This is a genomic window from Bordetella genomosp. 9 (assembly GCF_002119725.1).
Taxonomy (GTDB): Bacteria; Pseudomonadota; Gammaproteobacteria; order Burkholderiales; family Burkholderiaceae_B; genus Bordetella_C.
Genome location: NZ_CP021109.1, coordinates 3,191,939 through 3,214,055 on the forward strand (window position 1 = coordinate 3,191,939; position 22,117 = coordinate 3,214,055).

Here is a 22,117-nt window from a genome sequence, read left to right on the forward strand (position 1 = left end):
GGCGAACGGACGGCGCGGAAATCAGCGCGGCGCGCTGGCGAAAACCGGTGCCGCCGCCCTCAGGCCCCCTGCTCCAGCCAGCGCCGCCACTGGGGAATCGCTTCGCGGATCGACCGGCGCACGTGTCCGTCGCGCCCGGTCACCGTTTCCGCGCGCCAAAGCGCGTGCACGATGGCCTGCTCGATGGCGTCCGCGGCCGCTTCGAACAGCGGATCCAGTCGGGTTTCATGCAGCATGGGTTGGGTGGGCATCGGGCGGTCGGGCAGATGCGGCACGGTATAGGCGGTGGAGAACGCCAGGGCGATATCGCCGCTGCCGTGGCCGAACACCGAACCGGTACGCGCCAGTCCCGCACCCGCTCGCAAGGACAGGCGCCGCAGCTGGCGCGCGTCCAACGGCGCATCGGTGGCCAGGAGCAGGATGATCGAGCCCTTCTCGGGCGCGTCGTTGGATGCCTGCGCCTGCGCGGCCAGCCATCGGCCGAAGGGCCGGCCCGCGACCGTCAACAGCGGCTGGCGTCCGAAGTTGGCCAGCACCAGCGCGCCCACCGTCCAGCAGCGGCCGTCGAGCGGCCGGGACAGGCGCGAGGCCGAGCCGATACCGCCCTTGAAAGCGAAGCAGGACATGCCGCGCCCCGCCCCGACCGCGCCCTGCTCGAATCCGGCATCCGCGCACGCGCAGGCAGCCAGATAATCCGCGCCGCGCACCGACATCGCCTGGATGTCGTTCAGATAACCATCATTGCACTCGAAAACCAGCGGGTTCACCGTAGGCAGTTCGCGGCCGATCTCCGGATTGGCGGCGACCGCCTGCCGTATCTGGGCCTCGGCCACGGCGCCGACCGAAAAGGTATTGGTCAGCGCGATCGGCGTTTCGAGCACGCCCAGCTCTTCCACCTGCAACAGCCCCACGCTTTTGCCGAAACCGTTGAGCACGGAGACCGCGGCGGGGACCTTGTCGCGATAAACGTCGCCTGGATGCGGGCGCACGACGGTCACGCCGGTCTGGACCGGGCCGCGCGAGAGCGTGACGTGGCCGACCGTCACGCCCGCCACGTCGCTGATCGCGTCGCGCGGGCCGGCGGCCAGGGTCCCAATGCGGGGCGCGTCCGACGCGATTGCGTTCGAGCCGTCCATCATCACCGCCGATCGATCTTTGGATCGAGCGCGTCGCGCAAACCGTCGCCCAGCAGATTGAACGCCAGCACGGTCAGGAAAATCGCCAGCGCCGGGAAGATGGCGATGTGCGGCGACGTCACCATGTCGGCGCGCGCCTCGTTGAGCATCGCACCCCATTCCGGGGTGGGCGGCTGCGCGCCCATGCCCAGGAAGGACAGGCTGGCCGCGGTGATGATCGAAGTGCCGATGCGCATCGTGCCATACACCACGATGGGCGAGATCGTGCCGGGCAGGATATGGCGCATGATGATCGTCCAATCCGATGCGCCGATGCTGCGCACGGCCTCGACATACGTCATGTGCTTGATCGACAGGGTGTTGCCGCGCACCAGGCGCGCGAACGCGGGCACGCTGAACACGGCCACGGCGACGACCACATTGACCATGCTCGAGCCCAGGATGGCGACCACGCCGATGGCCAGCAGCATGCCAGGGAAGGCCAGCAGCACGTCGGAAATCCGCATGCTGATGCGTTCCCACCAGCCTTCGTAGTAGCCGGCCATCAGACCCAGGAAGGTGCCGACGATGGCGCCCAGGGCCACCGAGACGAAGCCGGTGACCAGCGAGATGCGCGCGCCCATGACGATGCGGCTGAAGATATCGCGGCCCAGCGCGTCCACGCCCAGCCAGTGCACCAGCGAGGGGCCGGCGTTCAGGTTGTCGTAGTCGAAATAGTTTTCCGGATCGAAGGGCACGATCCAGGGCGCGAAGACGGCGACCAGCACCAGCAGCAGGACGAAGACGCCGGCGGCGACGCCCAGGTGCTGCTTCTTGAACTTGCGCCAGAACTCGCTGAACGGCGTACGGACGTCGCCCGCGGCGGCGGGCGCGGCAGCCGTGGCGGCGGCCGCGGCGGTGGTGGCGGTGTTATCGAGTTGCGTCATGTCCGCCTCACTTGTACCGGATGCTGGGGTTGATCACGCCATACAGCACGTCCACCACCAGGTTAATCAGAATGAATTCCAGGGAAAACAGCAGCACCAGGCCTTGGATGACCGGGTAGTCGCGCTGCGTCACGGCGTCCACCAGCAGCGCGCCCAGGCCCGGCCAGCTGAACACGGTCTCCACGACGATGGAGCCGCCCAGGAGGAACCCGAACTGCAGGCCCATCATGGTGACCACGGGGATCAGCGCATTGCGCAGCGTGTGCTTGGCCACGACCACGGACTCGGCCAGGCCCTTGGCGCGCGCGGTGCGCACGAAATCTTCCTGGATCACTTCGACGAAAGAGGCGCGCGTGAAGCGGGCCATCACGGCGGCCACGGCGGCGCCCAGGGTGATCGAGGGCAGGATGTAGTGTTTCCAGCTGGACGCGCCGATGGTCGGCAGCCATCCCAGCTCCACCGAAAACACCTGCATCAGCATCATGCCCAGCGCGAAGGCCGGAAAAGAGATACCCGACACGGCCAGCGTCATGCCCAGGCGGTCCGGCCAGCGGTTGCGCCACACGGCCGAGGCGATGCCGATGACCATGCCGAACAGCACGGACCACACCATACTCGTCAGCGTCAGCAGCAATGTCGGCATAAAGCGGTCGGCGATCTCCGTGCTGACGGGACGCTTGCTGCGCAGGGACACGCCCAGGTCTCCGTGCAGCATATGCGTCGCGTACCGGACGAACTGCTGCGGCAGCGGCAGGTCCAGGCCCAGCTCCTGGCGCACCAGTTGGACCGTCTGTTCGTCGGCCTCCGGACCGGCCGCGAGCCGCGCGGGATCGCCCGGCAGCATGTGGACGAACATGAACACCACCGCGATGACCAGCAGCAGCGTGGGAATCATGCCCAGAAGGCGTTTGACGATATAGGTAAACATAAAAATTCCTGCGCGCGGATGCGCGGCGGCACCCGCGCGGACATGCGGTCAGGCCGGGCGGGTGCCGCCCGGCAGTCACGCTTACTGCTTCAGATCGATGTCGCCGAACCAGAAGCTGGTGTCGGGCATCACATACACGCCGCTCAGATTCTTCGACTTGACGTACACGTTGCCCTGGGTCACCAGGAACGCCCAGGGGGCATCGTTCCAGACGGTCAGCTGCGCGTCCTTGTACAGGGAGGCTTTTTCCTCCTTGTCGGTGGTGCTCAGCGCCTTCTTGATGTCCTCGTCAACCTTCGGGTTCGAGTAGTACGCCGTGTTGTTCAGCTGCGGCGGGAAGGCTTCGGTGGCCAGCAAGGGACGCAGGCCCCAGTCGGCTTCGCCGGTGGAAGACGACCAGCCCGTGTAGTACATGCGAACCTTGGCGTCCTCGGGCTTTTGCACCTGCTGCACGCGCTGCACGCGCTGGCCGGATTCCAGCACCTCGACCGACACCTTGATGCCGACCTGCGCCAGCTGCTGCTGCAGGAACTGGACGATCTTCTGCGACGTGCCGTCGTTATAGGCGGACCACAGCGTGCTTTCGAAACCGTTGGGATAGCCGGCTTCCTTCAGCAGTTCGCGCGCCTTCTTGGGATCGTAGGGCCAGCCCTTGTCGTCGATCTTGTAGGCATATTCCACGCCTTGCGGGATCACGCCGGTGGAAACGCTGGCATAGCCGGCGTACGCCACCTTGACCAGCGCCTGCTTGTTGATGGCGTAGTTGACGGCCTGACGCACCTTGGGATTGTCGAACGGCTTCTGCTTCACGTTCATGGACACGTAGCGCGCCATGATCGAGTTCTTGCGATCGACCACGTCGATCTTGTCGTTCTTCGAAAGCCCGGCGGCCTGCTCATACGGGACCGGGAAGGCGAACTGCGCTTCGCCGGTCTGCACCACGGCGGCACGGGTGTTGTTGTCCGTGACGGTGCGGAAGGTCAGCGTGTCGATCTTGGGGTAGCCCTTGCGCCAGTAGCCGTCGAACTTCTTCACCTTCAGGTACTCGGCCGGCTTCCACTCGACGAATTCGAAGGGACCCGTTCCAACGGGGTGGAAGCCGATGTCCTTGTTGCCCCACTTCTTGAGCGCGGCGGGCGAGATCATCATGGCGGCCGGGTGGGCCAGCGCATTGATGAAGGCGGAGAACGGGCGCTTCAGCGTGATGCGGACCGTGTAGGGGTCAACCACCTCGGTCTTCTCGACCTGGCTGAACTGGGTGTAGCGGGTCAGGCGGTTTTCCGGATTGGAAACGCGGTCGAAGTTGACCTTCACGGCCTCGGCGTTGAAGTCGGTGCCGTCCTGGAACTTGACGCCCTGGCGCAGCTTGATGGTGTAGACGAGGCCATCGTCGCTGACTTCGTAGCCGGTCGCCAGCACCGGCTGAATCTTCAGGTCCTTGTCGAACTCGAACAGGCCTTCGTAGTAGGCCTTGCCCGCCGCCTGGTTCAGCGTGCTGTTCGTGTTGTACGGATCGAGCGTTTCGAGCGCGATGGAAACGGCGAAGGTCACGTCCTTGCTGGCCTGGGCCAGCGGCGACGCGGCAATGCCGAACGCCAGCGCGGCGGCGGCCATGAGCCGGGTGGGGCGCAATGTTTTCATGTGATGCACTCCTGGTTCGAGTAGGAGGGTTGGCGGAAGAACAGCAGCAGCGATAAGCGGGTCGCCGGGACGCCTCAATAGGCGCCGCCGACGGGATGACGGGCCACGAAATGCCCGGGCCCCACCTCGACCAGCGGCGCGACGACGGGCTCGTCGCCAGGCTTGCGGATCGGGCTGGGAATTTCTTCGGTCAGCAGCGTGCGCTTCAGATGCCGGCGAGCCGGGTCGGCGATGGGCACCGCCGCCATCAGTTTCTTGGTGTACGGGTGCTGGGGATTCTCGAAAATCGCCCGGCGCGGACCGATCTCCACGATCTGGCCCAGGTACATGACGGCAACCCGGTGGCTGACGCGTTCGACCACGGCCATGTCGTGCGAAATGAACAGGAAGGCCACGCCCAGGTCGCGCTGCAGTTCGATCAGCAGATTCACGATCTGCGCCTGGATCGAGACGTCGAGCGCCGAGACGGATTCGTCGGCGATCACCACCTTGGGGTTCAGCGCCAGGGCGCGCGCGATGCAGATGCGCTGGCGCTGTCCGCCGGAGAACTCGTGCGGATAGCGCTGTGCCATCTCGGGCGGCAGGCCGACACGTTCGAGCAACTCCGCGACGCGGCGCTCGGCGGTCTTGCCCGACGCCACCCCGTGCACCAGCAGCGGCTCCATGATGGAAAAGCCGACGGTGACGCGCGGATCGAGCGAGGCGAACGGATCCTGGAACACGAATTGGATATCGCGCCGCAGCGCTTGCAGTTCGGCGCCTTTCAGCTTGCCGATGTCGCGGCCTTCGAGCAGGATTGTGCCGCCCTGGCTTTCGGTCAGGCGCAGCAGCGAGCGGCCGGTGGTCGATTTGCCGCAGCCCGATTCGCCGACCAGCGCCAGCGTTTCGCCCGGGTGCAGGTCGAAGCTGACCTTTTCCACGGCATGCACGCGGCCGCGCACGCGCCCGAGGATGCCGCCGCGCAGGTCGAAGCGGGTGACCAGGTCGCGCACGCGCAGGATCGGTTCGCTGTTGAGATACGGCGGCTGTTCGCCGTTGCCGGGCGCCGCGCCGTTGAACGCGGGCGAAGCCGCGCCCGCATCCTCGGCGGGCGCCGTGGCGATGGACCCCGGCGCGGCGTCCACGGCCGGCACGGCGGTCGCGGCGCCGGGACCGGCGGCCACGTTGGGAACGCCGCCGCTTGCGGGCGACGGCGCGTCTTCCATGCGGACGAGCTCGAAGCGCGCGGGCAGGTCCGTGCCCCGCATGGACCCCAGGCGCGGCACCGCCGACAGCAGCGCCTTGGTATAGCGGTGGCGCGGCGCCTCGAAGATCTGCGTCGATGCGCCCTCTTCCACCTTGTCGCCGCGATACATCACCAGCACGCGGTCGGCCACCTCGGCCACCACGCCCATGTCGTGCGTGATGAAGATCACGCCCATCTGCATCTCTTCCTGCAGGGCGCGGATCAGGCCCAGGATCTGGGCCTGGATGGTGACGTCCAGCGCGGTCGTCGGCTCATCGGCGATCAGCAGGGCCGGCTTGCAGGCCAGCGCCATCGCGATCATCACGCGCTGCCGCATCCCGCCCGACAACTGGTGGGGATAGCGGTCCATGATGGACCGCGCTTCCGGAATCCGCACCTGCTCCAGCATGCGCAGGGCTTCGGCCCGCGCGGCGGCGCCGTCCATGCCCTGGTGCAGCCGGATCGACTCGGCGATCTGGGCGCCGGCCGTGAAGACCGGATTGAGCGAGGTCATCGGCTCCTGGAAAATCATCGCCATGTCGGCGCCGCGCACGCCCCGCATATCGCGCTGGCTTGCGTTCGCAAGCTCGATGACCTGACCGTTGCGCCGGCGCAGCCGCAGGCTGCCGCTGGCGATGCGCCCGCCGCCATGCTCGACCAGGCGCATCAGCGCGAGCGAGGTCACGGATTTGCCCGAGCCCGACTCGCCTACGATGGCCAGGGTCTCGCCGCGGTCCACGTGAAAAGACAGATTGCGCACCGCTTCCACCGTACGTTCCGCGGTGGCGAAGCGCACGGTCAGGTCGTCGACCTGCGCCACGCGGTTTTCCGGCATCGCCACGCGCGTATCGCGCTGGCGCGTCGTCTGGTCGGCCATCGTGCTATCGGCCATCTCGATCCCCTTGCAAAACAATCACTACGCGCGTTGCCGTGCCGGCCATCATCGGTAGATGGCGGCCACCGGCGTTTCGCCGACGCGCGCATACCCACGGTACATACCTTCCGTGTTGAAGGTCAGGGAAACATTGCCCTTGGCGTCCACCGCGATCAGGCCGCCCTTGCCCCCGATGCGGGGCAGCTTGTCGTGCATAACGGAATGCGCGGCCTCTTCGAGCGACGCCCCCCGGTATTCCATTTGGGCCGCGACGTCGTACGCCGCGACCATGCGGATGAACATCTCGCCCGTGCCGGTGGTCGACACCGCGCACGTCGCATTCGACGCATAGCAGCCCGCGCCGATCAGCGGTGCGTCGCCCACCCGGCCGACCTGCTTGTTGGTGATGCCGCCGGTGGACGTCGCCGCGGCGACATTGCCCTGGGCATCCACCGCCACGGCGCCGACGGTGCCGAACTTGCGGTCGGCGTCGATTGGCTCCGCCGGCGGCTGGGCGCGCGCCACCATGGCCTGCCCGTCGTGATCCAGCACCGCCGCGCCCGGCTGCTCGCGCTGCACACGCAGCAGTTGCTCGTAGCGCGCCGGCGTCGAGAAGTACGACGGATCGACGATTTCCAGCCCTTCCTCGCGCGCAAAGGCCTCCGCGCCCGCGCCGACGAAGAACACGTGCTTGCTGTTTTCCATCACACGGCGCGCGGCCAGGATGGGATTGCGTACGCAATTGACGTTGGCGATGGCGCCCGAGCGCAGCGTGGCGCCGTCCATGATGGAGGCGTCCAGCTCGTGCGTGCCGGCGCTGGTGAACACCGCGCCGTGGCCCGCGTTGAACAAGGGGCAGTCTTCCAGGCGCCGCACCGCTTCGGTCACCGCATCGATCGCGCTGCCGCCGCCGGCCAGCACGGCTTGCGCGGCCGTCAGGATTTCGGTCAGGGCGTCCAGGTACTGGCGCTCCTGCTCCGGCGAAATCGCCGCGCGGGACATGGTCCCTGCGCCGCCATGAATGGCCACTACGGGTTGGATCATCGCTTGCGTTCTCCTGCTCCGTGGATCAGCCACGGCATAATGGATTGGGTCGCCCCCAGCGCGGCGGCGACCGAGTCTTTCGCCCGATACGCGACCGCCGCGGCCAGGCATTCGATCAGCCCCAGCGCGGCGGTTTCGGAATTCGCGAACAACTGCCGTTCTGCATGCGCGTACAGCACCACGGAGGCGGCCGGCGCCAGCGGCGAGGTCGGCTTGTCCGTCAGCACCAGCACGGGCACGCCCTTGTCGCGCGCGCCGTTGACCAGCGTCACGGTGTCGTTCAGGTAGCGCGGAAACCCGATGGCGATCAACAGATCGTCGGGCGTCATGCGCGAAATCTGCCGCGCCGCCTGCGAAACGCCGCCCAGCCCCGCCAGCGATTCGACGGACCGGCAATGCATGCACAGCGTGCGATGCAGCAGCCCCGCCAGGAAGCCGCTGGCCCCGAAACCGACGACGCATACCCGGTCCGCGCCCAGCACGGCGTCCACCGCGCGTTCGCACGCCGCGGCGTCCAGCGCCTGCAGCGTGCGTTCGGCGTTGCGGATGTCTTCCTGCAGGCAGGCGGTGAATATCTCAGCCGCGCTGGCCGGGTGCGCCAGCTGGGTGCGCAGCTTTTCCACGGGCGCCAGGGCGGATTCGAAGCCGCGCGCGAGTTCGGCCCGGAACTGCGCGTACCCGGGGAAACCCAGCGCACGGGCGAACCGGTTCGCCGTGGCCATGGAGACGCCGTTTGCCGAGGCAAACTCGTCGATCGTCATGGTCGCGGCGCGAAACTGGTGCGCCAGGACGTACTCCGCCAACCGATGCTGCGTCGGGCTGAGCGCGGGCTGCGCGCTCGCGATACGCTCGGCGATGGTTGGGCAAGGCTGGTTCATGGAGCGGGATACGGCGATCCGTTACGGCCGGACCACGCGAGGCCGGAAAACCGGCCGCGGCGCGCGGCGGCGGAACACGCGGAGAAGCTGAATGGACGTTGAAAGGCGTGAAATGTAAATTGATTTCCGCCGGTATTGTATAAGTGAAAGAAAATTTTCACACTCGGGATAACCCCGGGCGTGCGCAAGCCCCCTCTCTGGCGGTTCACCGGAGGGGCCGCGTTGGCTTTCCCCAGGGCTTTCCCCGGGGGCTTGCCCCCTCTTTCAGGTGGCGGATTTCGGGGCGGGAGGCAGATTGGCGCCTTTGCGGATGCGCGCCTCGAGGAAGAAATACAGCACCGCCGCGATGGCAAAAGGCCCAAGGTAATACACGGCGCGGTAGGTCAGCAGCGTGCCGAGGATCTCGTAGTGCTGCACCTGGCCGCTGAACATGGCGACGAAAACCGCTTCCACCACGCCCAGGCCTCCGGGAATGTGCGTCACCGCCCCCGCCACGCCGCTCAGCAGCAGCACGCCCAGCACGATGGGATAGGAAACATCGTGCCGCATCAGCACCCACACCACCGCGCCGATGGACATCCAGCAGGCGCTGCCCAGCACGCTTTGCGCGACGGCGACCTTGCCGGTGGGCAGGTAGATATCGTGCCCGCGCACCGTCCATGACCGGCGCCGCGAACACGCGCACAGCAGCACGTACGCCAGCGCCGCCGCCACCATGCCGATGCCGATGAGCCGCAACGCCCCCGCCCCGATGCGCCAGTCGTCAGGAATGGGCAGCACGCCCCAGGCGAACAAGGCCCCGGCCACCCAGAGATAGCCCAGCCAGTTCGTCGTCAGACTCAGGCCGACAATGCGCGTGATTTCCGCCGCGGCCAGGCCCAGCTTCAGGTACAGCCGGAACCGGAAGCCGACGCTGCCCACCAGCGATCCCATGTTCAGGTTGAACGCATAGGCGACGATGCCTACCGCCATCACGCGGAACGGCGGAATCTTGTGCCCCAGGTACGGGATGGCGAGCAGGTCGAAGCAGCTGTAGATCAGGTAGCTCAGGGCCGCCACGCCGCAGGCGCGCAGCAGCACGGGCCAGGTGTTGGCCCGGACCGCCTCGATGACCTTGTCCCATTCGACATTGCGCGCCTGGTCGACGAGCAGGCCGATGACCAGCAGCGCGAAGGCGGCAAAAAGGACCTTCCGCAACAGCGGCCATTTTTCCCGCAGCACGCGCCACGCGCCCCGGCGTCCCGCCGTCACGCCGCTAGGCTGTCCGCTGCTCATGCGTATCCTCCGGTGCGGATTCCAGCGGCGGGGGCGCGACCGTATAAAGCCGCGGTTTGTGTGCAGGCAACCAGCCGGTCCACGCCGGGAAACGGCGCAGGAAGTGGTACACCACCACGCCCCACAGCAGGCGCCGCAGCTTGCGGCTTCCCGGCGGCGCCGGCGCCGGCTCGTGGCAATGGTTGTCGATCAGCCATTGAAGGCGTTCTCGCAAGTTGGAGGCGAAGCCCGGGTCGCGGATCATCACGTTGGCTTCCAGGTTCAGCGCCAGGCTGAGCGGGTCCAGGTTGCTGGAGCCGACCGTGGCCCAGACATTGTCCACGCAGGCCACCTTGCCATGCAGCGGTCGCTCGCAATATTCGTAGATGCGCACGCCGGCCGCCGTCAAATGGTCATACAGCATGCCCGCCGCCACCTTGACGATGGGCATATCGGGCTCGCCCTGCAGGATCAGCCGCACCCGCACCCCGCGCCGCGCCGCGTTGCGCAGGTCGCGCAGCAGCCGGTAGCCCGGGAAGAAATACGCGTTGGCGATGGTGATTTCCTCGCGCGCCAGGCGGATGGCGGCGCGGTAATGCCGCTCGATGTCGGTGCGATGTTCCTGGTTGTCGCGCACCACGAGCATGGCTTCCGCTTCGCCGGCCTGCGGCAGCTCGTCCGGCCGCGCCGGACGCCGAGGCCACCAGCGGCGGCGGCGCCGCACCGGCTCGAGCGTGCGCCGAGCGAAGCGGTGGAGTTCCGCGACGATGGGCCCGCGCACCTCGACGGCGTAGTCCTGCTTGGCCTGCGGTCCGAAATCGCCCAGGTGATCGGCGGAGAAATTGATGCCGCCGATGAAGGCCAGTTGGCCGTCCACCACCACGATCTTGCGGTGCATGCGCCGGAATACGTTGGTGCGCATGCCAAAGACCCGCGCCCGCGGGTCGAACACGTGGATTTCCACGCCGGCCGAGGTCATGCCGCCCAGGAACTCGTCGGAAAGCCCTTCCGATCCGTAGCCGTCGATCAGCAGGCTGACCCGCGCGCCCCGGCGCGCGGCATCGATCAGTACCCGCCGCAGTTCCTGCCCGACCTTGTCGTCGAACAGGATGAAAGTTTCCACCAGCACTTCCGCCTTCGCCTTGGAGATCGCCTCGAATACGCGGGGGAAATAGGCTTCCCCGTTCTCCAGCAGCGTGAAGGCGTTGCCCGAGATCCAGCGGCCGCTCACCGCCCCGCTTTCGCGGCGCTGCAGGACGGCCTCGGGCTGCGACGAAACGGTTCCGTCCGCGGTCTGCGCGCGCGCGCTCATATCACCACCTCCGCGGCCAGCGGCGCGTGGTCCGACAGGTGGGCCCACGGCCGCGTCGCCAGCGCGAGGGGACGGAAGCGCATCATGTTGCGCACGTAGATGCGATCCAGCCGCAGCAAGGGCCAGCGCGCCGGAAAGGTGCGGGCCGCGACGCCCTGGGTCGCCACGAAGATTTCGCGCAGCCCCGCGCAGCGGCTCAGCTTGGCGTGTGCGCGCAGACGCCAATCGTTGAAATCGCCGGCGATCACCACCGGCTCGTCTTTGGGGATGTGGCGCTCGATGCGCTCGCACAGCAGATCCAGCTGCTTGGCGCGATGGCCCTCCTGCAGCCCCAGATGTACGCATATCGCATGCAGGGGCCCCTCGCGCTCCGGCGGCTGGATCACGCAATGGAGCAGGCCCCGCTTTTCATGATTGCCCACGGACACATCCATGTTTTCGTAGTGAACGATGGGAAATTTGGACAGCACCGCGTTGCCATGGTGGCCATGCGGATAGACCGCGTTGCGGCCATAGGCGAAATCGTTCCAGATGCTGTCGGCCAGGAATTCGTACTGGGAAGCTTCCGGCCAGCCTTTCAGCCGGGCGGCGTGCACCTTGTGCGCGCCCAACACTTCCTGCAGGAAGACCAGATCGGGCGCCACTGCCCGCACTGCATCGCGCAGCTCGGGCAGGATGAACTTGCGGTTGAAGAAGGTGAAGCCCTTGTGGGCGTTCACGGTCAGTACTTTCAGGGCAAGCGGCACGTTGGCGACAGGCATACCATCCCACATTCCAAATCAGTCCCCGCCGTAGGCAAAAACCGTGCCCAGCAGTTCCCGCGACCGCGCGGCCCTGCCGCGCCGATGCTGGGAAAAGCGCAAAAAAAAGCGGCCCTGCCGGGCCGCCTTCCGTACCGATGCCTGCCGGCCTCAGGCCGCCTGTTGCTTGACCGCGCTGACGTCCAGCGCGGCGCGCGTCTTGGCCTGGATTTCGTCCACCGTTACCCCCGGGGCCAGTTCGACCAGCTTCAGGCCATTGGGGCCGACTTCCATCACCCCGAGATCGGTGATGATCAGGTCCACCACGCCCACGCCCGTCAGGGGCAGCGTGCACTCGGGCAACAGCTTGATGTCCTCGGTGCCGTCCTTCTTGCGGGCCACGTGCTCCATCAGCACGACGACGCGGCCGACGCCGGCCACCAGGTCCATGGCGCCCCCCATGCCCTTGACCATTTTCCCCGGAATCATCCAGTTGGCCAGGTCGCCCTTTTCGGAGACCTGCATGGCGCCCAGGATGGCCAGGTTGATCTTGCCGCCCCGGATCATGCCGAAGGAATCGGCCGATGAAAAAATCGAGGAGCCGGGCAGCGTCGTCACGGTCTGCTTGCCCGCGTTGATGAGATCCGGATCCACCTCGTCGTCCGTCGGGAAAGGCCCGATACCGAGCAGCCCGTTCTCCGATTGCAGCCAGACCTCGACGCCCTTGGGCACATGGTTGGCGACCAGGGTCGGCAGGCCGATGCCCAGGTTGACGTAGAAGCCGTCCTTGAGTTCGCGCGCGGCGCGCGCGGCCATTTCATCACGAGTCCATGCCATGATCGTTTCTCCTCACGCGGGGCGGGTGGTGCGCTGCTCGATGCGCTTTTCGGGGTTGGCGTTGACGACGATCCGATGCACGAAGATGCCGGGCAGGTGCACCTGGTCCGGATCGATATCCCCGGTGTTCACCAGCTTCTCGACCTCCACGATCGTGACCTTGCCCGCCATGGCCACGTTGGGATTGAAGTTGCGCGCGGTCTTGCGAAAGATCAGGTTGCCCGTGCGGTCGGCGGCATAGGCCTTGACCAGCGAAACGTCCGGCACCAGGGAGCGTTCCATGATGTAGGTCTGACCGTCGAACTCGCGGGTTTCCTTGCCTTCCGCCACCAGCGTACCGACGCCGGTGCGCGTGAAGAAGGCGGGAATGCCGGCGCCGCCGGCGCGCAGCTTCTCGGCGAGCGTGCCCTGGGGCGTGAATTCCAGTTCGAGTTCGCCGGAAAGATATTGGCGCTCGAACTCCTTGTTCTCGCCGACGTACGAGGCGATCATCTTGCGGATCTGCCGGGTGGCGAGAAGCTGTCCCAGCCCGAATCCGTCCACGCCGGCGTTATTGCTGATGCAGGTCAGATTCTTGACGCCGGAATCGCGCAGCGCCGCGATCAACGCTTCCGGAATGCCGCAGAGGCCGAATCCTCCAACGGCGATCATTTGGCCGTCCTTGACGACACCGGCCAGCGCCTGCTCGGCGCTCGCGTAAACCTTGTCCATCGCTCCAGCTCCAGAATGTAGGGATTATTGTGTCCGCCCGCGCCCGGCAGGCGCGCGGGCGGCGCGCTTCGACGTTGTGCGTCGCTTCGACGCGATCGATTTTACGGGCAACGGCTGGATTGCGGCCATGCCTGCAATGGCCGCCCGCTCCCGCCACGCGCCCGCCGAAAATTCACGCTGGCGGCCGCATCACGCCCGCCAGCGCGGCCAGCACGCCGGACGGCCAGGGCGCGGACCGGTTGCCCAGGTAGTCCATCCAGACCAGGACGTTGCGCCCTTGCGCATAGGGTCCGCGCGCGTCGCCCGTTTTCTCCAGCGTCAATTCGAACTCCATGCTGGACCGGCCCACCCGCGTCAGGGTATGGGTCACCCGCACGGCCGCCGGATACGTGAGCGGCCGCAGGAAATCGCAGGAGGCATGGGCCAGGATGGGGCCGGCGTCCGCCGGCAGGCTCACGCCGGCCGCATACAGCAACTGCATGCGGGCTTCTTCCATGAGCCGGAAGTAAAGGGTGTTGTTCAGGTGGTTGAGGGCGTCGGAATCGCCCCAGCGCAGGGGCAGTTCGACAATGTGCGTGCTGCCCAGGGGCGGCGTGGCGGGGTCGGGAGCGGTCATGGAGAGCTGCAATACAATCCAGAGTTGATCCGAATGCTCGATCATACTTCCAGCCTATATCGCATCAGGGGACAAGGCGCATGTCAGAACGAGAATCGATGGAATACGACGTGGTGGTCGTCGGCGGCGGTCCCGCCGGCCTGGCCGCCGCCATCCGCCTGAAACAGCTGGCGGCCGACAAAAATCACGATCTGAGCGTCTGTGTGCTCGAGAAAGGCGCCGAACTGGGCGCCCACATTCTGTCGGGCGCCGTCATGGATCCACGCGCGCTGACCGAACTGATTCCGGACTGGAAGGAAAAGGGCGCCCCCTTGAACGTGCCGGTCACGCAGGACAAGTTTCTGTTTCTCAGCCGCACCGGGGCGCGGGCCACTCCGCATTTCCTGTTGCCGGACTGCTTCCGCAACGAGGGCAACTACATCGTGCGGCTGGGCGACGTGGTGCGCTGGCTAGGCGAACAGGCCGAAGCGATGGGCGTGGACATCTTCCCCGGCTTCGCCGCGGCGGGCATCCTTTACGACGAACAGGGCGCCGTCCGTGGCGTGGTCACCGGCGACATGGGCGTGGCGCGCGATGGCAGCCACACGGCCAATTACCAGCCCGGCATGGAGCTGCTGGCACGGTACACGTTGTTCGCCGAAGGTTCGCGCGGCCACCTGGGACGGCAGCTGATCGAACGCTTCCGCCTGGACGAAGGGCGCGACCCGCAAAGCTACGCCATCGGCATCAAGGAGATGTGGGAAGTCGATCCTTCCCAATCGCATCCGGGTTTGGTGGTCCACACGGCGGGCTGGCCGCTCGACGCCGACACCTATGGCGGCTCCTTCCTCTATCACCTGGACAACAACCTGGTTGCGGTCGGCCTGGTGGTGGGCCTGGACTACGCCAACCCCTGGCTGTCGCCTTTTGAAGAATTCCAGCGGTACAAGACCCACCCGGCCATCCGCGGCACCTTCGAAGGCGGCAAGCGTATCGCCTACGGCGCGCGGGCGCTGACCGCGGGCGGACTGCTGTCGCTGCCCAAACTGGTGTTTCCCGGCGGCGCCCTGATCGGCTGTGAAGCGGGTTTCCTCAACGCCTCGCGCATCAAGGGCAGCCATGCGGCCATCAAATCGGGCGCCATGGCGGCCGACGCGGCGTTCCAGGCGATCCTGGCAGGCCGGCGCCAGGATGCGCTCGACGCCTACCCGACCGCCTTCGAAGCCTCCTGGCTGCACGAGGAGCTGAAGAAGGCGCGCAACTTCAAACAGTGGTTCAAGAAGGGCCGCACGCTGGCCACCATCATGACCGGCATCGAACAGGGTCTGCTGAAGGGCAATGTCCCGTGGACGCTGCACCGGACCAAGCCGGACCATGCCTGTCTGCAGCCGGCCTCGCAATGCGCGCGCATCGACTATCCGAAACCGGACGGCAAGCTGACCTTCGATCGCCTGAGTTCGGTCTTCATCTCCAATACCAATCACGACGAAAACGAGCCGGTCCACCTGACGCTGAAAGACCCCACCGTGCCTGTCGCCGTGAACCTGTCCAGGTACGGCGGGCCCGAGGCGCGCTACTGTCCCGCGGCGGTGTACGAATTCGTCAAGGACGACCACGGCGCCGACAAACTGCAGATCAACGCGCAGAACTGCGTGCACTGCAAAACCTGCGACATCAAGGACCCCACGCAGAACATCGTTTGGGTGACGCCGCAGGGGGGCGAAGGCCCGGTTTACAACGGTATGTAGCATGGCCACCGGCGCGCTGCCCGCGGACGAAGAGCGCATCCTGCTGGTGGGCGGCGGCGACCTGAGCGGGCGCGTGGCGCAGCGGCTGGCCTTCCAGTGCCCGGCCGCGACGCTATGGGCGCTGCGCCGCAACCCGCCCTCCTCCGCCACGCCTGCCGCGCCTGCCACGCCTGCCGCGCCTGCCACGCCCGCCACGCCTGTTCGCTGGCTGGCCGCCGATGTCACAGAGCCCGCATCCCTGCGCGCCCTGCCTGACGGCATCACGCGCGTCGTTGTGGCGCTGACGCCCGGCCCCCGCGACGAAGCGGCCTACCGCGCCGTTTTCATCGATGGCCTGCGCAACGTGGTGCAAGCGCTGGATCGCGGCGCGCTGAGGCGCCTGGTGTTCGTATCGTCGTCCGCCGTCTACGGCGAACACGGCGGCGACTGGGTGGACGAGCGCACGCCGACTGCCCCGCTCGGCATGAACGGCGCAATCCTGCTGCAGGCGGAACAATGGCTGCTTGCACAGGACCTGCCCGGCACCTGTTTGCGGCTCTCTGGCCTGTACGGTCCCGGGCGGCTGCAACTGCTGGGCCGGCTGCGTACCGGCCGCGCGCGCGTGCCGCGCGATATTCCGCATTGGGCCAACCGCATGCATGCCGACGACGCCGCGTCGGCCATTGCCCACCTGCTGATGCTGCCGCACGCCGACCCCGTGTATATCGGCAGCGACGACACGCCCTTGCCCATCGATGTCCTGTATGACGACCTGGCGGCCCGCCTGGGTTGCGCGCCGCCCGCCCACGGACCCGCGCCCGAAGGCGTGGGCAGCAAACGGCTTTGCAACCGCCGGCTGCGCGCCACCGGCCTTGCGCTGGCATGGCCCGACGCCAGGCAGGGGTACGCCGCACTGATGTGAGCGGTGTTGCAAGAACCGCAACAACCTGCCGTCTTTTGTCCCCATCCCTGCGCCATCGGGCGTATCCTCCCAGGCCGGGGACGCGCGACCGCCCGAAGCACCGCAGTATGCCGCCGCACGCTGACATGACCGCTAACGGGGATCTCCATGCATAACCAGAATCAGGGCCCGCCGCCGACGGGGCTGCAAGTCGACCTGGCCCGGCGCATCGCCAACGACATCATCTGCCGCATTCACCAGGCCGGCACGCATCTGTCGGAAGTCTCGCTGGCCAGACGCTATCTGGTATCGCGCACGCCGGTGCGCGCGGCGCTCCGGTTGCTGGCCGCCGAGCGCTTCATCGAAGCGCGGCCCAATAGCGGCTACTTCGTTCCGGAGGTTCCCGGCTGTACCGAGCCGCCGAGTCTGCGCGCCCGCGGCATGACGGCCGACGAAATCTATCTGCGCATGATCGACGACCGTGCCGAGGGGCTGCTGCCGGACAGCTTCACGGACCGCGACCTGCAGCAGCGCTACGGCGTCACCCGCAGCGTATTGGCCAAGACGCTGGTGCGCATGAGCGCCGAAGCCATGATCGAAAAGCGCAAGGGTCACGGATGGCGCTTCACCCATGCCCTGGGCGAATGCGACGCCCGCCATGAAAGCTACCGCTTTCGGGCGACGGTGGAATGCGGCGCGCTCCTGGAGCCCGGATTCAAGGCGGTGAGCGCGGAATTGAAGCGCCTGCGGGCCGCACACGAAGAGCTGCTGCGCAACGGCGAAATCTCCGCGCAGGCGTTTTTCGCGCTGAACTCGGATTTCCACGAAACGCTGGCCCGCTTTTCAGGAAACCGGTTCTTCCTGCAAAGCATCCGTCAGCAGAACCATCTGCGCCGCATGGAGCAGCAAAGCGCCGCAATGCGGGCCGACACCCGGTTTCGCGAATCGGCCGCCGAACACCTGGCCATCATCCAGGCGTTGGAAGACGACGACCGCGAGTGGGCTGCGGCCCTCATGCGGCGGCATCTGCTGGAGGTATCCAAGCTGGGCTGAGCGCTGCGCTGTGCCTCTCAAGCCGCGCGGAAGTAGTCCTGTACGACGCGGATCACCTTGCCGATGTCCGCTTCCGAGACGTCAAGGTGGGTCACCAGGCGGGTCGGGCCGCCATAGACCGCGCTGAACAGGACGCCGTTGCTGGCGGCGTGGCGTGTCAAGGCCTCGCAATGACGCGGCGCGATTTCGACGAACACCATATTCGTGGACTGCCGCAGCACCGTCACGCCGTCGATGCCGCGCAGCCCCTGCGCCAGCCGTTCCGCATTGGCGTGGTCCTGTGCCAGGCGGTCCACATGATGCTCCAGCGCATAACGGCAGGCAGCCGCCAGAACGCCCGCCTGCCGCATGCCGCCGCCCAGCACCTTGCGCCACCTCGTGGCCGTGGCGATCAGCTCGCGGCTGCCGACCAGTACGGAGCCGACAGGCGCGCCCAGCCCCTTCGAAAAACAGATGGAAACCGAATCGAAGGGCGCGCACAGGGCCGCCACATCGCGCATCGAGGCGACGGCCGCGTTGAAAACGCGCGCGCCGTCCAGGTGCACGGACAGGCCGTGCTCGCGGGCGAGCGTCGCGGCCTGCTCGATGTAGTCCTGCGGAATGACCTGGCCATGAAAGGTGTTTTCCAGGGCAAGCAGCCGGGTGCGCGCGAAATGCGGATCCCCCTTCGGTTTGATCGCCGCGCGGATCTTTTCCAGCGGCAGGCTGCCGTCGGCGGCATGCTCGATGGGTTGCGGCTGGACGCTGCCCAATACCGCGGCGCCGCCGCCTTCGTACTTGTAGGTATGGGCGAGCTGGCCGGCCAGATACTCGTCGCCGCGGCCGCAATGCGCCATGATGGCCGCCAGATTGCTTTGGGTGCCGGACGGGAAGAACAGGCCCGCCTCCTTGCCCGCCCGCGCGGCGGCCTCGGCCTGCAGGGCCTGCACGCTGGGATCGTCCCCCATGACATCGTCGCCGACTTCCGCCTGGGCCATCGCGGCGCGCATGGCGGCCGTTGGCCGGGTGACGGTATCGCTGCGTAAATCGATCATGTCGTTTCCTTTTGCTTTCATGTGGTGGCGTGCCGCGGCCGCCCCGTCGCGCGCGCGACGATGGCCAGTCCGCACAGAATCAGGATCATGCCGAACGCCTCGACCGCGCCAGGGCGTTCGCCGAAAAGCAACCAGGCCAGCAATGCGGCAATGACCGGCGTGGCAAGGCTGGACAAGCCGGCGACGGACGCGGGCACCCGCCGCACGACGATGAGCCACAGCAGCCACCCCGCGGCCGACGCGGCCAGCACGATGTAAAGCATGCCCAGGGCGAGCTGCCAGTTCCACACCGTCGGGATTTGCGGCACCGCCAGCGCAACGGGGATCATGGCGGCGCCGCCCAGGAGCATCTGCCAGCCGGTAAAGGCGACGATGTCGGGCGTGTGGCGATTGAATCCCTTTTTCGCCAGGACGGTGCCCAGGCCCCAGCACAGCCCGCTGCCCAGCGCCAGCAACACGCTCCGGCTATCCCCGAGCCTGTGCCAAGGCTCGACCACGCATAGCAAGCCGAGCCCGGCCATTGCAATGCCGGCCCAATGGCGCGGCGACGGCTTTTCACCGAGCAACATCCAGCTGAACAGCACCACCCAGAACGGCATGGTGTAGGCCATGAGGGAAATCTTGGCGACGCCGCCATGCACCAGCGCGGTCTGCACCAGGCCCTGGAAGGCGGCGGTCTGCGTCAAACCCACAAGGATGGTCGTGCGCCAGGAAGGCATGGCCAGCGGCCGCCGCATCGCCAGCGCCACGGCCAGCAAAACGGCGCCTCCCGAGACGTAGCGCAACACGACAAAATCGAAGGGGCCGATGTACGGCACCACCATCTTCATCGCGATCCAGCTGCCCGCCCACATCATCACGGTGACGGCCATCAGGATCCATGCGCCGCCATCGACGGCGCCCCTTCGGCTTTCCATGTCTCCTCGCCAGGCCCTCGGGGCCGCGAAAAGGAGGCATTCTACTGCGCGGCCGGGCGCCGGCTGCGGCGCCGGCACCCGCTGCGCGCCGTGCCGTTCATCCGGCGTTCAACGCTGGACCGATGAACGGCGCAGGCTTGCGCCAGCCCCGCTTACACGGACTTGGCGAGCTGCTCCAGGATCTGCGGATTCTCCAAGGTGGAGACGTCCTGGGTGATTTCCTCGCCCTTGGCCACGACGCGCAGCAGGCGGCGCATGATCTTTCCGGAACGGGTCTTGGGCAGGTTGTCGCCGAACCGGATGTCCTTCGGCTTGGCGATCGGGCCGATTTCCTTGGCCACCCACTCCCGCAATTGCCGCGCGACTTCCGCCGCTTCGTCGCCTTCCGGACGCGTCCGTTTCAGCACGACGAAGGCCACCACCGCTTCGCCTGTCGTGTCGTCGGGACGGCCCACGACGGCGGCTTCCGCCACCATCGGATGCGCCACCAGCGCCGACTCCACTTCCATCGTGCCGAGCCGGTGGCCAGACACGTTCAGCACGTCGTCGATACGGCCCATGATCCAGAAATAGCCGTCCGCATCGCGCTGGGCGCCGTCGCCGGCCAGGTAGTAGCCGCGCAGCTCGGATGGGAAATAGCTTTTCTTGAAGCGTTCCGGATCGCCCCAGATATTGCGGATCATGGCTGGCCAGGGCTTCTTGATGACGAGGAATCCGCCGTTGCCCTGGTCGACATCGGCGCCGGTTTCATCGACGATGGCCGCGGCGATCCCAGGCAAGGGCAGCGTGCAGGAACCGGGCTTCGTCGGCGTGGCGCCAGGCAGCGGCGTAATCATGTGGCCGCCGGTCTCCGTCTGCCACCAGGTGTCCACGATGGGGCAGCGTTCCTGCCCGACATTCTTGTGGTACCACATCCAGGCCTCTGGATTGATCGGTTCGCCGACCGAGCCCAGGATGCGCAGGCTGCTCAGGTCGTAGCGCGTCGGATGGGTATCGGGATTGGCGTCCGCGGCCTTGATCAGCGAGCGGATCGCGGTGGGCGCCGTGTAGAAGGTCGTGACCTTGTGGCGCGCGATCATGTCCCAGAACCGGCCGGCATTGGGATACGTGGGCACGCCTTCGAAAACGATTTGCGTCAAGCCGGCCGACAGCGGCCCATAGACGATATAGGAATGCCCGGTGACCCAGCCCACGTCCGCCGTGCACCAATAGACGTCCTGCGGGCGCGCGTCGAAGGTCCACTTCACCGTCAGCAGCGACCACAGCAGATAACCCGCCGAAGCGTGCTGCACGCCTTTGGGTTTGCCGGTGGAGCCGGACGTGTACAGGATGAACAGCGGATGCTCGGCCTCGACCGGAACGGGCTCGCAGGTATCGGGCTGGTTGTCGGCGACCTCGTGCATCCACAGGTCGCGCTCGGCGTGCCAGTCGACCTTGCCGCCGGTACGTCGATAGACAATGACCTGGCGCACCGCGTCGCAGCCTCCCATGCCGAAGGCTTCCTCGACCGCCGGCTTGAGCGGGATCACCTTGCCGCCGCGCACCTGCTCGTCGGCCGTGATGACCAGCGACGCGCCGACATCGACAATGCGCTCCTGCAGGCTCTTGGCGGAGAACCCGCCGAACACCACCGAATGCGTGACGCCCAGCCGCGCGCAGGCCTGCATCGCCACGACGGCCTCGATGGACATCGGCATGTAGATGATCGCCCGATCGCCTTTCTTGTAGCCCAGCGATTTCAGGCCATTGGCGAACCGGCACACGCGCGTCAGCAATTGCGCATAGGTGATCTTGTCCACCTTGCCGTCGTCGCTTTCGAAAATGATGGCGACCTTCCCGCCATTGCCGTTCTCCACGTGCTTGTCCAGGCAGTTCGCCGACACATTGAGTTCGCCGTCCGCGAACCAGCGGTAGAACGGCGGGTTGCTGTCGTCAAGGACTTGCGTGAACGGCTTGGTCCACACCAGGTTTTCACGCGCATGGCGGCCCCAGAAGCCGTCGGCGTCCTGCTCGGCCTCCAGGCAAAGCTTTTTATAGGCGTCCATGCTCGGGATGGCCGCCCCTTCCGACGCGCTGGGCGGCGGCGGGAAAACGCGGTTTTCAACCAGCACGGATTCGATGGCGTTGGGCATGATGGTCTCCTGAAGACGGTGCTTGTGGCTGTTGTTCTGTGCTGCCTCGTCGGCGATGCCTGAGCGGCATCGGGGCCGCGCGGCTCGCACTTTTTGCATAGGTTCGGCGCGGACGCCGGCACAAGCAGAAAGAATAGCAGCAGCGCAGGCGATGCGCCCGCGGCACGCGGGGCGAGCCGCGTAGCGGCATCCCGGGCTCAGGGGAAACCCTGAAATACACCGCGTCCGCTGCGGCGCGGGCGCACGGCCAAG

Annotated in this window: 19 protein-coding genes; 3 read left to right on the forward strand and 16 right to left on the reverse strand. The window is 66.8% G+C overall.

The features are described 5' to 3' along the window. Window positions 1–59: 59 nt before the first annotated feature. The 13 genes from CAL13_RS14625 to CAL13_RS14685 all read right to left on the reverse strand — a co-directional run bounded on the left by CAL13_RS14625 (window position 60) and on the right by CAL13_RS14685 (window position 14,122). Window positions 60–1,139, reverse strand: coding sequence for a DmpA family aminopeptidase (locus CAL13_RS14625; RefSeq protein ID WP_086072781.1), 1,080 nt, complete (start codon window positions 1,137–1,139; stop codon window positions 60–62). Further along, the gene (gene gsiD / locus CAL13_RS14630; RefSeq protein WP_086058042.1) at window positions 1,139–2,062 is read right to left on the reverse strand and encodes a glutathione ABC transporter permease GsiD; all 924 of its coding nucleotides are present in this window, start codon (window positions 2,060–2,062) and stop codon (window positions 1,139–1,141) included. Before gsiD ends, CAL13_RS14625 begins: the two co-directional genes overlap by 1 nt. Before the next feature lie 7 nt (window positions 2,063–2,069). Continuing rightward, window positions 2,070–2,990: a glutathione ABC transporter permease GsiC gene (gene gsiC, locus CAL13_RS14635; protein ID WP_086058043.1), complete on the reverse strand. Its 921-nt coding sequence runs from the start codon at window positions 2,988–2,990 to the stop codon at window positions 2,070–2,072. An 81-nt stretch (window positions 2,991–3,071) separates the two neighbouring features. Continuing rightward, window positions 3,072–4,631, reverse strand: a complete 1,560-nt coding sequence (gene gsiB, locus CAL13_RS14640; protein ID WP_086058044.1) for a glutathione ABC transporter substrate-binding protein GsiB — start codon at window positions 4,629–4,631, stop codon at window positions 3,072–3,074. A 74-nt stretch (window positions 4,632–4,705) separates the two neighbouring features. Beyond that, on the reverse strand, window positions 4,706–6,748 hold the full coding sequence (locus CAL13_RS14645) for a dipeptide ABC transporter ATP-binding protein (protein WP_232467667.1): 2,043 nt from the start codon (window positions 6,746–6,748) through the stop codon (window positions 4,706–4,708). 48 nt (window positions 6,749–6,796) lie between these two features. After that, entirely contained in the window at window positions 6,797–7,774 is a 978-nt protein-coding gene (locus tag CAL13_RS14650) for an isoaspartyl peptidase/L-asparaginase family protein (protein ID WP_086072782.1), read from the reverse strand. Beyond that, window positions 7,771–8,652 (reverse strand): MurR/RpiR family transcriptional regulator, encoded by an 882-nt coding sequence (locus tag CAL13_RS14655; RefSeq protein ID WP_086058046.1) that lies wholly within the window; start codon window positions 8,650–8,652, stop codon window positions 7,771–7,773. Before CAL13_RS14655 ends, CAL13_RS14650 begins: the two co-directional genes overlap by 4 nt. 264 nt (window positions 8,653–8,916) lie before the next feature. Further along, complete coding sequence (locus CAL13_RS14660) at window positions 8,917–9,927, reverse strand: lysylphosphatidylglycerol synthase domain-containing protein (RefSeq protein ID WP_086058047.1); 1,011 nt, start codon at window positions 9,925–9,927, stop codon at window positions 8,917–8,919. Beyond that, window positions 9,908–11,137 (reverse strand): cardiolipin synthase ClsB, encoded by a 1,230-nt coding sequence (clsB, locus tag CAL13_RS14665; RefSeq protein ID WP_420042457.1) that lies wholly within the window; start codon window positions 11,135–11,137, stop codon window positions 9,908–9,910. Before clsB ends, CAL13_RS14660 begins: the two co-directional genes overlap by 20 nt. 77 nt (window positions 11,138–11,214) lie before the next feature. Further along, window positions 11,215–11,979, reverse strand: a complete 765-nt coding sequence (locus tag CAL13_RS14670) for an endonuclease/exonuclease/phosphatase family protein (protein ID WP_086059494.1) — start codon at window positions 11,977–11,979, stop codon at window positions 11,215–11,217. Window positions 11,980–12,129: 150 nt separating this feature from the next. After that, window positions 12,130–12,795, reverse strand: a complete 666-nt coding sequence (locus tag CAL13_RS14675) for a CoA transferase subunit B (RefSeq protein WP_086058049.1) — start codon at window positions 12,793–12,795, stop codon at window positions 12,130–12,132. Window positions 12,796–12,807: 12 nt separating this feature from the next. Beyond that, entirely contained in the window at window positions 12,808–13,506 is a 699-nt protein-coding gene (locus CAL13_RS14680; RefSeq protein WP_086058050.1) for a CoA transferase subunit A, read from the reverse strand. A gap of 172 nt (window positions 13,507–13,678) precedes the next feature. After that, window positions 13,679–14,122 (reverse strand): acyl-CoA thioesterase, encoded by a 444-nt coding sequence (locus CAL13_RS14685; protein WP_086073667.1) that lies wholly within the window; start codon window positions 14,120–14,122, stop codon window positions 13,679–13,681. A gap of 80 nt (window positions 14,123–14,202) precedes the next feature. Between CAL13_RS14685 and CAL13_RS14690 the strand changes: the two genes are divergently transcribed. The 3 genes from CAL13_RS14690 (at window position 14,203) to CAL13_RS14700 (ending at window position 17,782) form a co-directional block, all read left to right on the forward strand. Next, window positions 14,203–15,849, forward strand: a complete 1,647-nt coding sequence (locus tag CAL13_RS14690) for an electron transfer flavoprotein-ubiquinone oxidoreductase (RefSeq protein WP_198297853.1) — start codon at window positions 14,203–14,205, stop codon at window positions 15,847–15,849. Between the two features lies 1 nt (window position 15,850). Next, window positions 15,851–16,750 carry an NAD-dependent epimerase/dehydratase family protein gene (locus tag CAL13_RS14695; protein WP_086072785.1) on the forward strand — a complete coding sequence of 300 codons (900 nt, stop codon included), beginning with the start codon at window positions 15,851–15,853 and terminating at the stop codon, window positions 16,748–16,750. A gap of 147 nt (window positions 16,751–16,897) precedes the next feature. Further along, a complete protein-coding gene (locus tag CAL13_RS14700) occupies window positions 16,898–17,782 on the forward strand; it encodes an FCD domain-containing protein (protein ID WP_086072786.1) in 885 nt (294 codons plus the stop codon). Window positions 17,783–17,799: 17 nt separating this feature from the next. Here the strand turns inward: CAL13_RS14700 and ltaE are convergent, their stop codons facing one another. The 3 genes from ltaE to acs form a co-directional block, all read right to left on the reverse strand. Continuing rightward, window positions 17,800–18,816, reverse strand: coding sequence for a low-specificity L-threonine aldolase (ltaE, locus tag CAL13_RS14705; RefSeq protein WP_086058054.1), 1,017 nt, complete (start codon window positions 18,814–18,816; stop codon window positions 17,800–17,802). A gap of 17 nt (window positions 18,817–18,833) precedes the next feature. Then, on the reverse strand, window positions 18,834–19,733 hold the full coding sequence (locus CAL13_RS14710) for a DMT family transporter (protein ID WP_232467668.1): 900 nt from the start codon (window positions 19,731–19,733) through the stop codon (window positions 18,834–18,836). A 152-nt stretch (window positions 19,734–19,885) separates the two neighbouring features. Continuing rightward, window positions 19,886–21,865, reverse strand: coding sequence for an acetate--CoA ligase (acs, locus tag CAL13_RS14715; protein ID WP_086059497.1), 1,980 nt, complete (start codon window positions 21,863–21,865; stop codon window positions 19,886–19,888). Between the last annotated feature and the right edge of the window lie 252 nt (window positions 21,866–22,117).

Excerpts from the sequence above, each read along its gene's own strand:
- CAL13_RS14625 (WP_086072781.1), bottom strand. The coding sequence starts at position 1,139 with ATGATGGACGGCTCGAACGCAATCGCGTCGGACGCGCCCCGCATTGGG.
- gsiD (WP_086058042.1), bottom strand. The coding sequence starts at position 2,062 with ATGACGCAACTCGATAACACCGCCACCACCGCCGCGGCCGCCGCCACG.
- gsiC (WP_086058043.1), bottom strand. The coding sequence starts at position 2,990 with ATGTTTACCTATATCGTCAAACGCCTTCTGGGCATGATTCCCACGCTG.
- gsiB (WP_086058044.1), bottom strand. The coding sequence starts at position 4,631 with ATGAAAACATTGCGCCCCACCCGGCTCATGGCCGCCGCCGCGCTGGCG.
- CAL13_RS14645 (WP_232467667.1), bottom strand. The coding sequence starts at position 6,748 with ATGGCCGATAGCACGATGGCCGACCAGACGACGCGCCAGCGCGATACG.
- CAL13_RS14650 (WP_086072782.1), bottom strand. The coding sequence starts at position 7,774 with ATGATCCAACCCGTAGTGGCCATTCATGGCGGCGCAGGGACCATGTCC.
- CAL13_RS14655 (WP_086058046.1), bottom strand. The coding sequence starts at position 8,652 with ATGAACCAGCCTTGCCCAACCATCGCCGAGCGTATCGCGAGCGCGCAG.
- CAL13_RS14660 (WP_086058047.1), bottom strand. The coding sequence starts at position 9,927 with ATGAGCAGCGGACAGCCTAGCGGCGTGACGGCGGGACGCCGGGGCGCG.
- CAL13_RS14670 (WP_086059494.1), bottom strand. The coding sequence starts at position 11,979 with ATGCCTGTCGCCAACGTGCCGCTTGCCCTGAAAGTACTGACCGTGAAC.
- CAL13_RS14675 (WP_086058049.1), bottom strand. The coding sequence starts at position 12,795 with ATGGCATGGACTCGTGATGAAATGGCCGCGCGCGCCGCGCGCGAACTC.
- CAL13_RS14680 (WP_086058050.1), bottom strand. The coding sequence starts at position 13,506 with ATGGACAAGGTTTACGCGAGCGCCGAGCAGGCGCTGGCCGGTGTCGTC.
- CAL13_RS14685 (WP_086073667.1), bottom strand. The coding sequence starts at position 14,122 with ATGACCGCTCCCGACCCCGCCACGCCGCCCCTGGGCAGCACGCACATT.
- CAL13_RS14690 (WP_198297853.1), top strand. The coding sequence starts at position 14,203 with ATGTCAGAACGAGAATCGATGGAATACGACGTGGTGGTCGTCGGCGGC.
- CAL13_RS14695 (WP_086072785.1), top strand. The coding sequence starts at position 15,851 with ATGGCCACCGGCGCGCTGCCCGCGGACGAAGAGCGCATCCTGCTGGTG.
- CAL13_RS14700 (WP_086072786.1), top strand. The coding sequence starts at position 16,898 with ATGCATAACCAGAATCAGGGCCCGCCGCCGACGGGGCTGCAAGTCGAC.
- ltaE (WP_086058054.1), bottom strand. The coding sequence starts at position 18,816 with ATGATCGATTTACGCAGCGATACCGTCACCCGGCCAACGGCCGCCATG.
- CAL13_RS14710 (WP_232467668.1), bottom strand. The coding sequence starts at position 19,733 with ATGGAAAGCCGAAGGGGCGCCGTCGATGGCGGCGCATGGATCCTGATG.
- acs (WP_086059497.1), bottom strand. The coding sequence starts at position 21,865 with ATGCCCAACGCCATCGAATCCGTGCTGGTTGAAAACCGCGTTTTCCCG.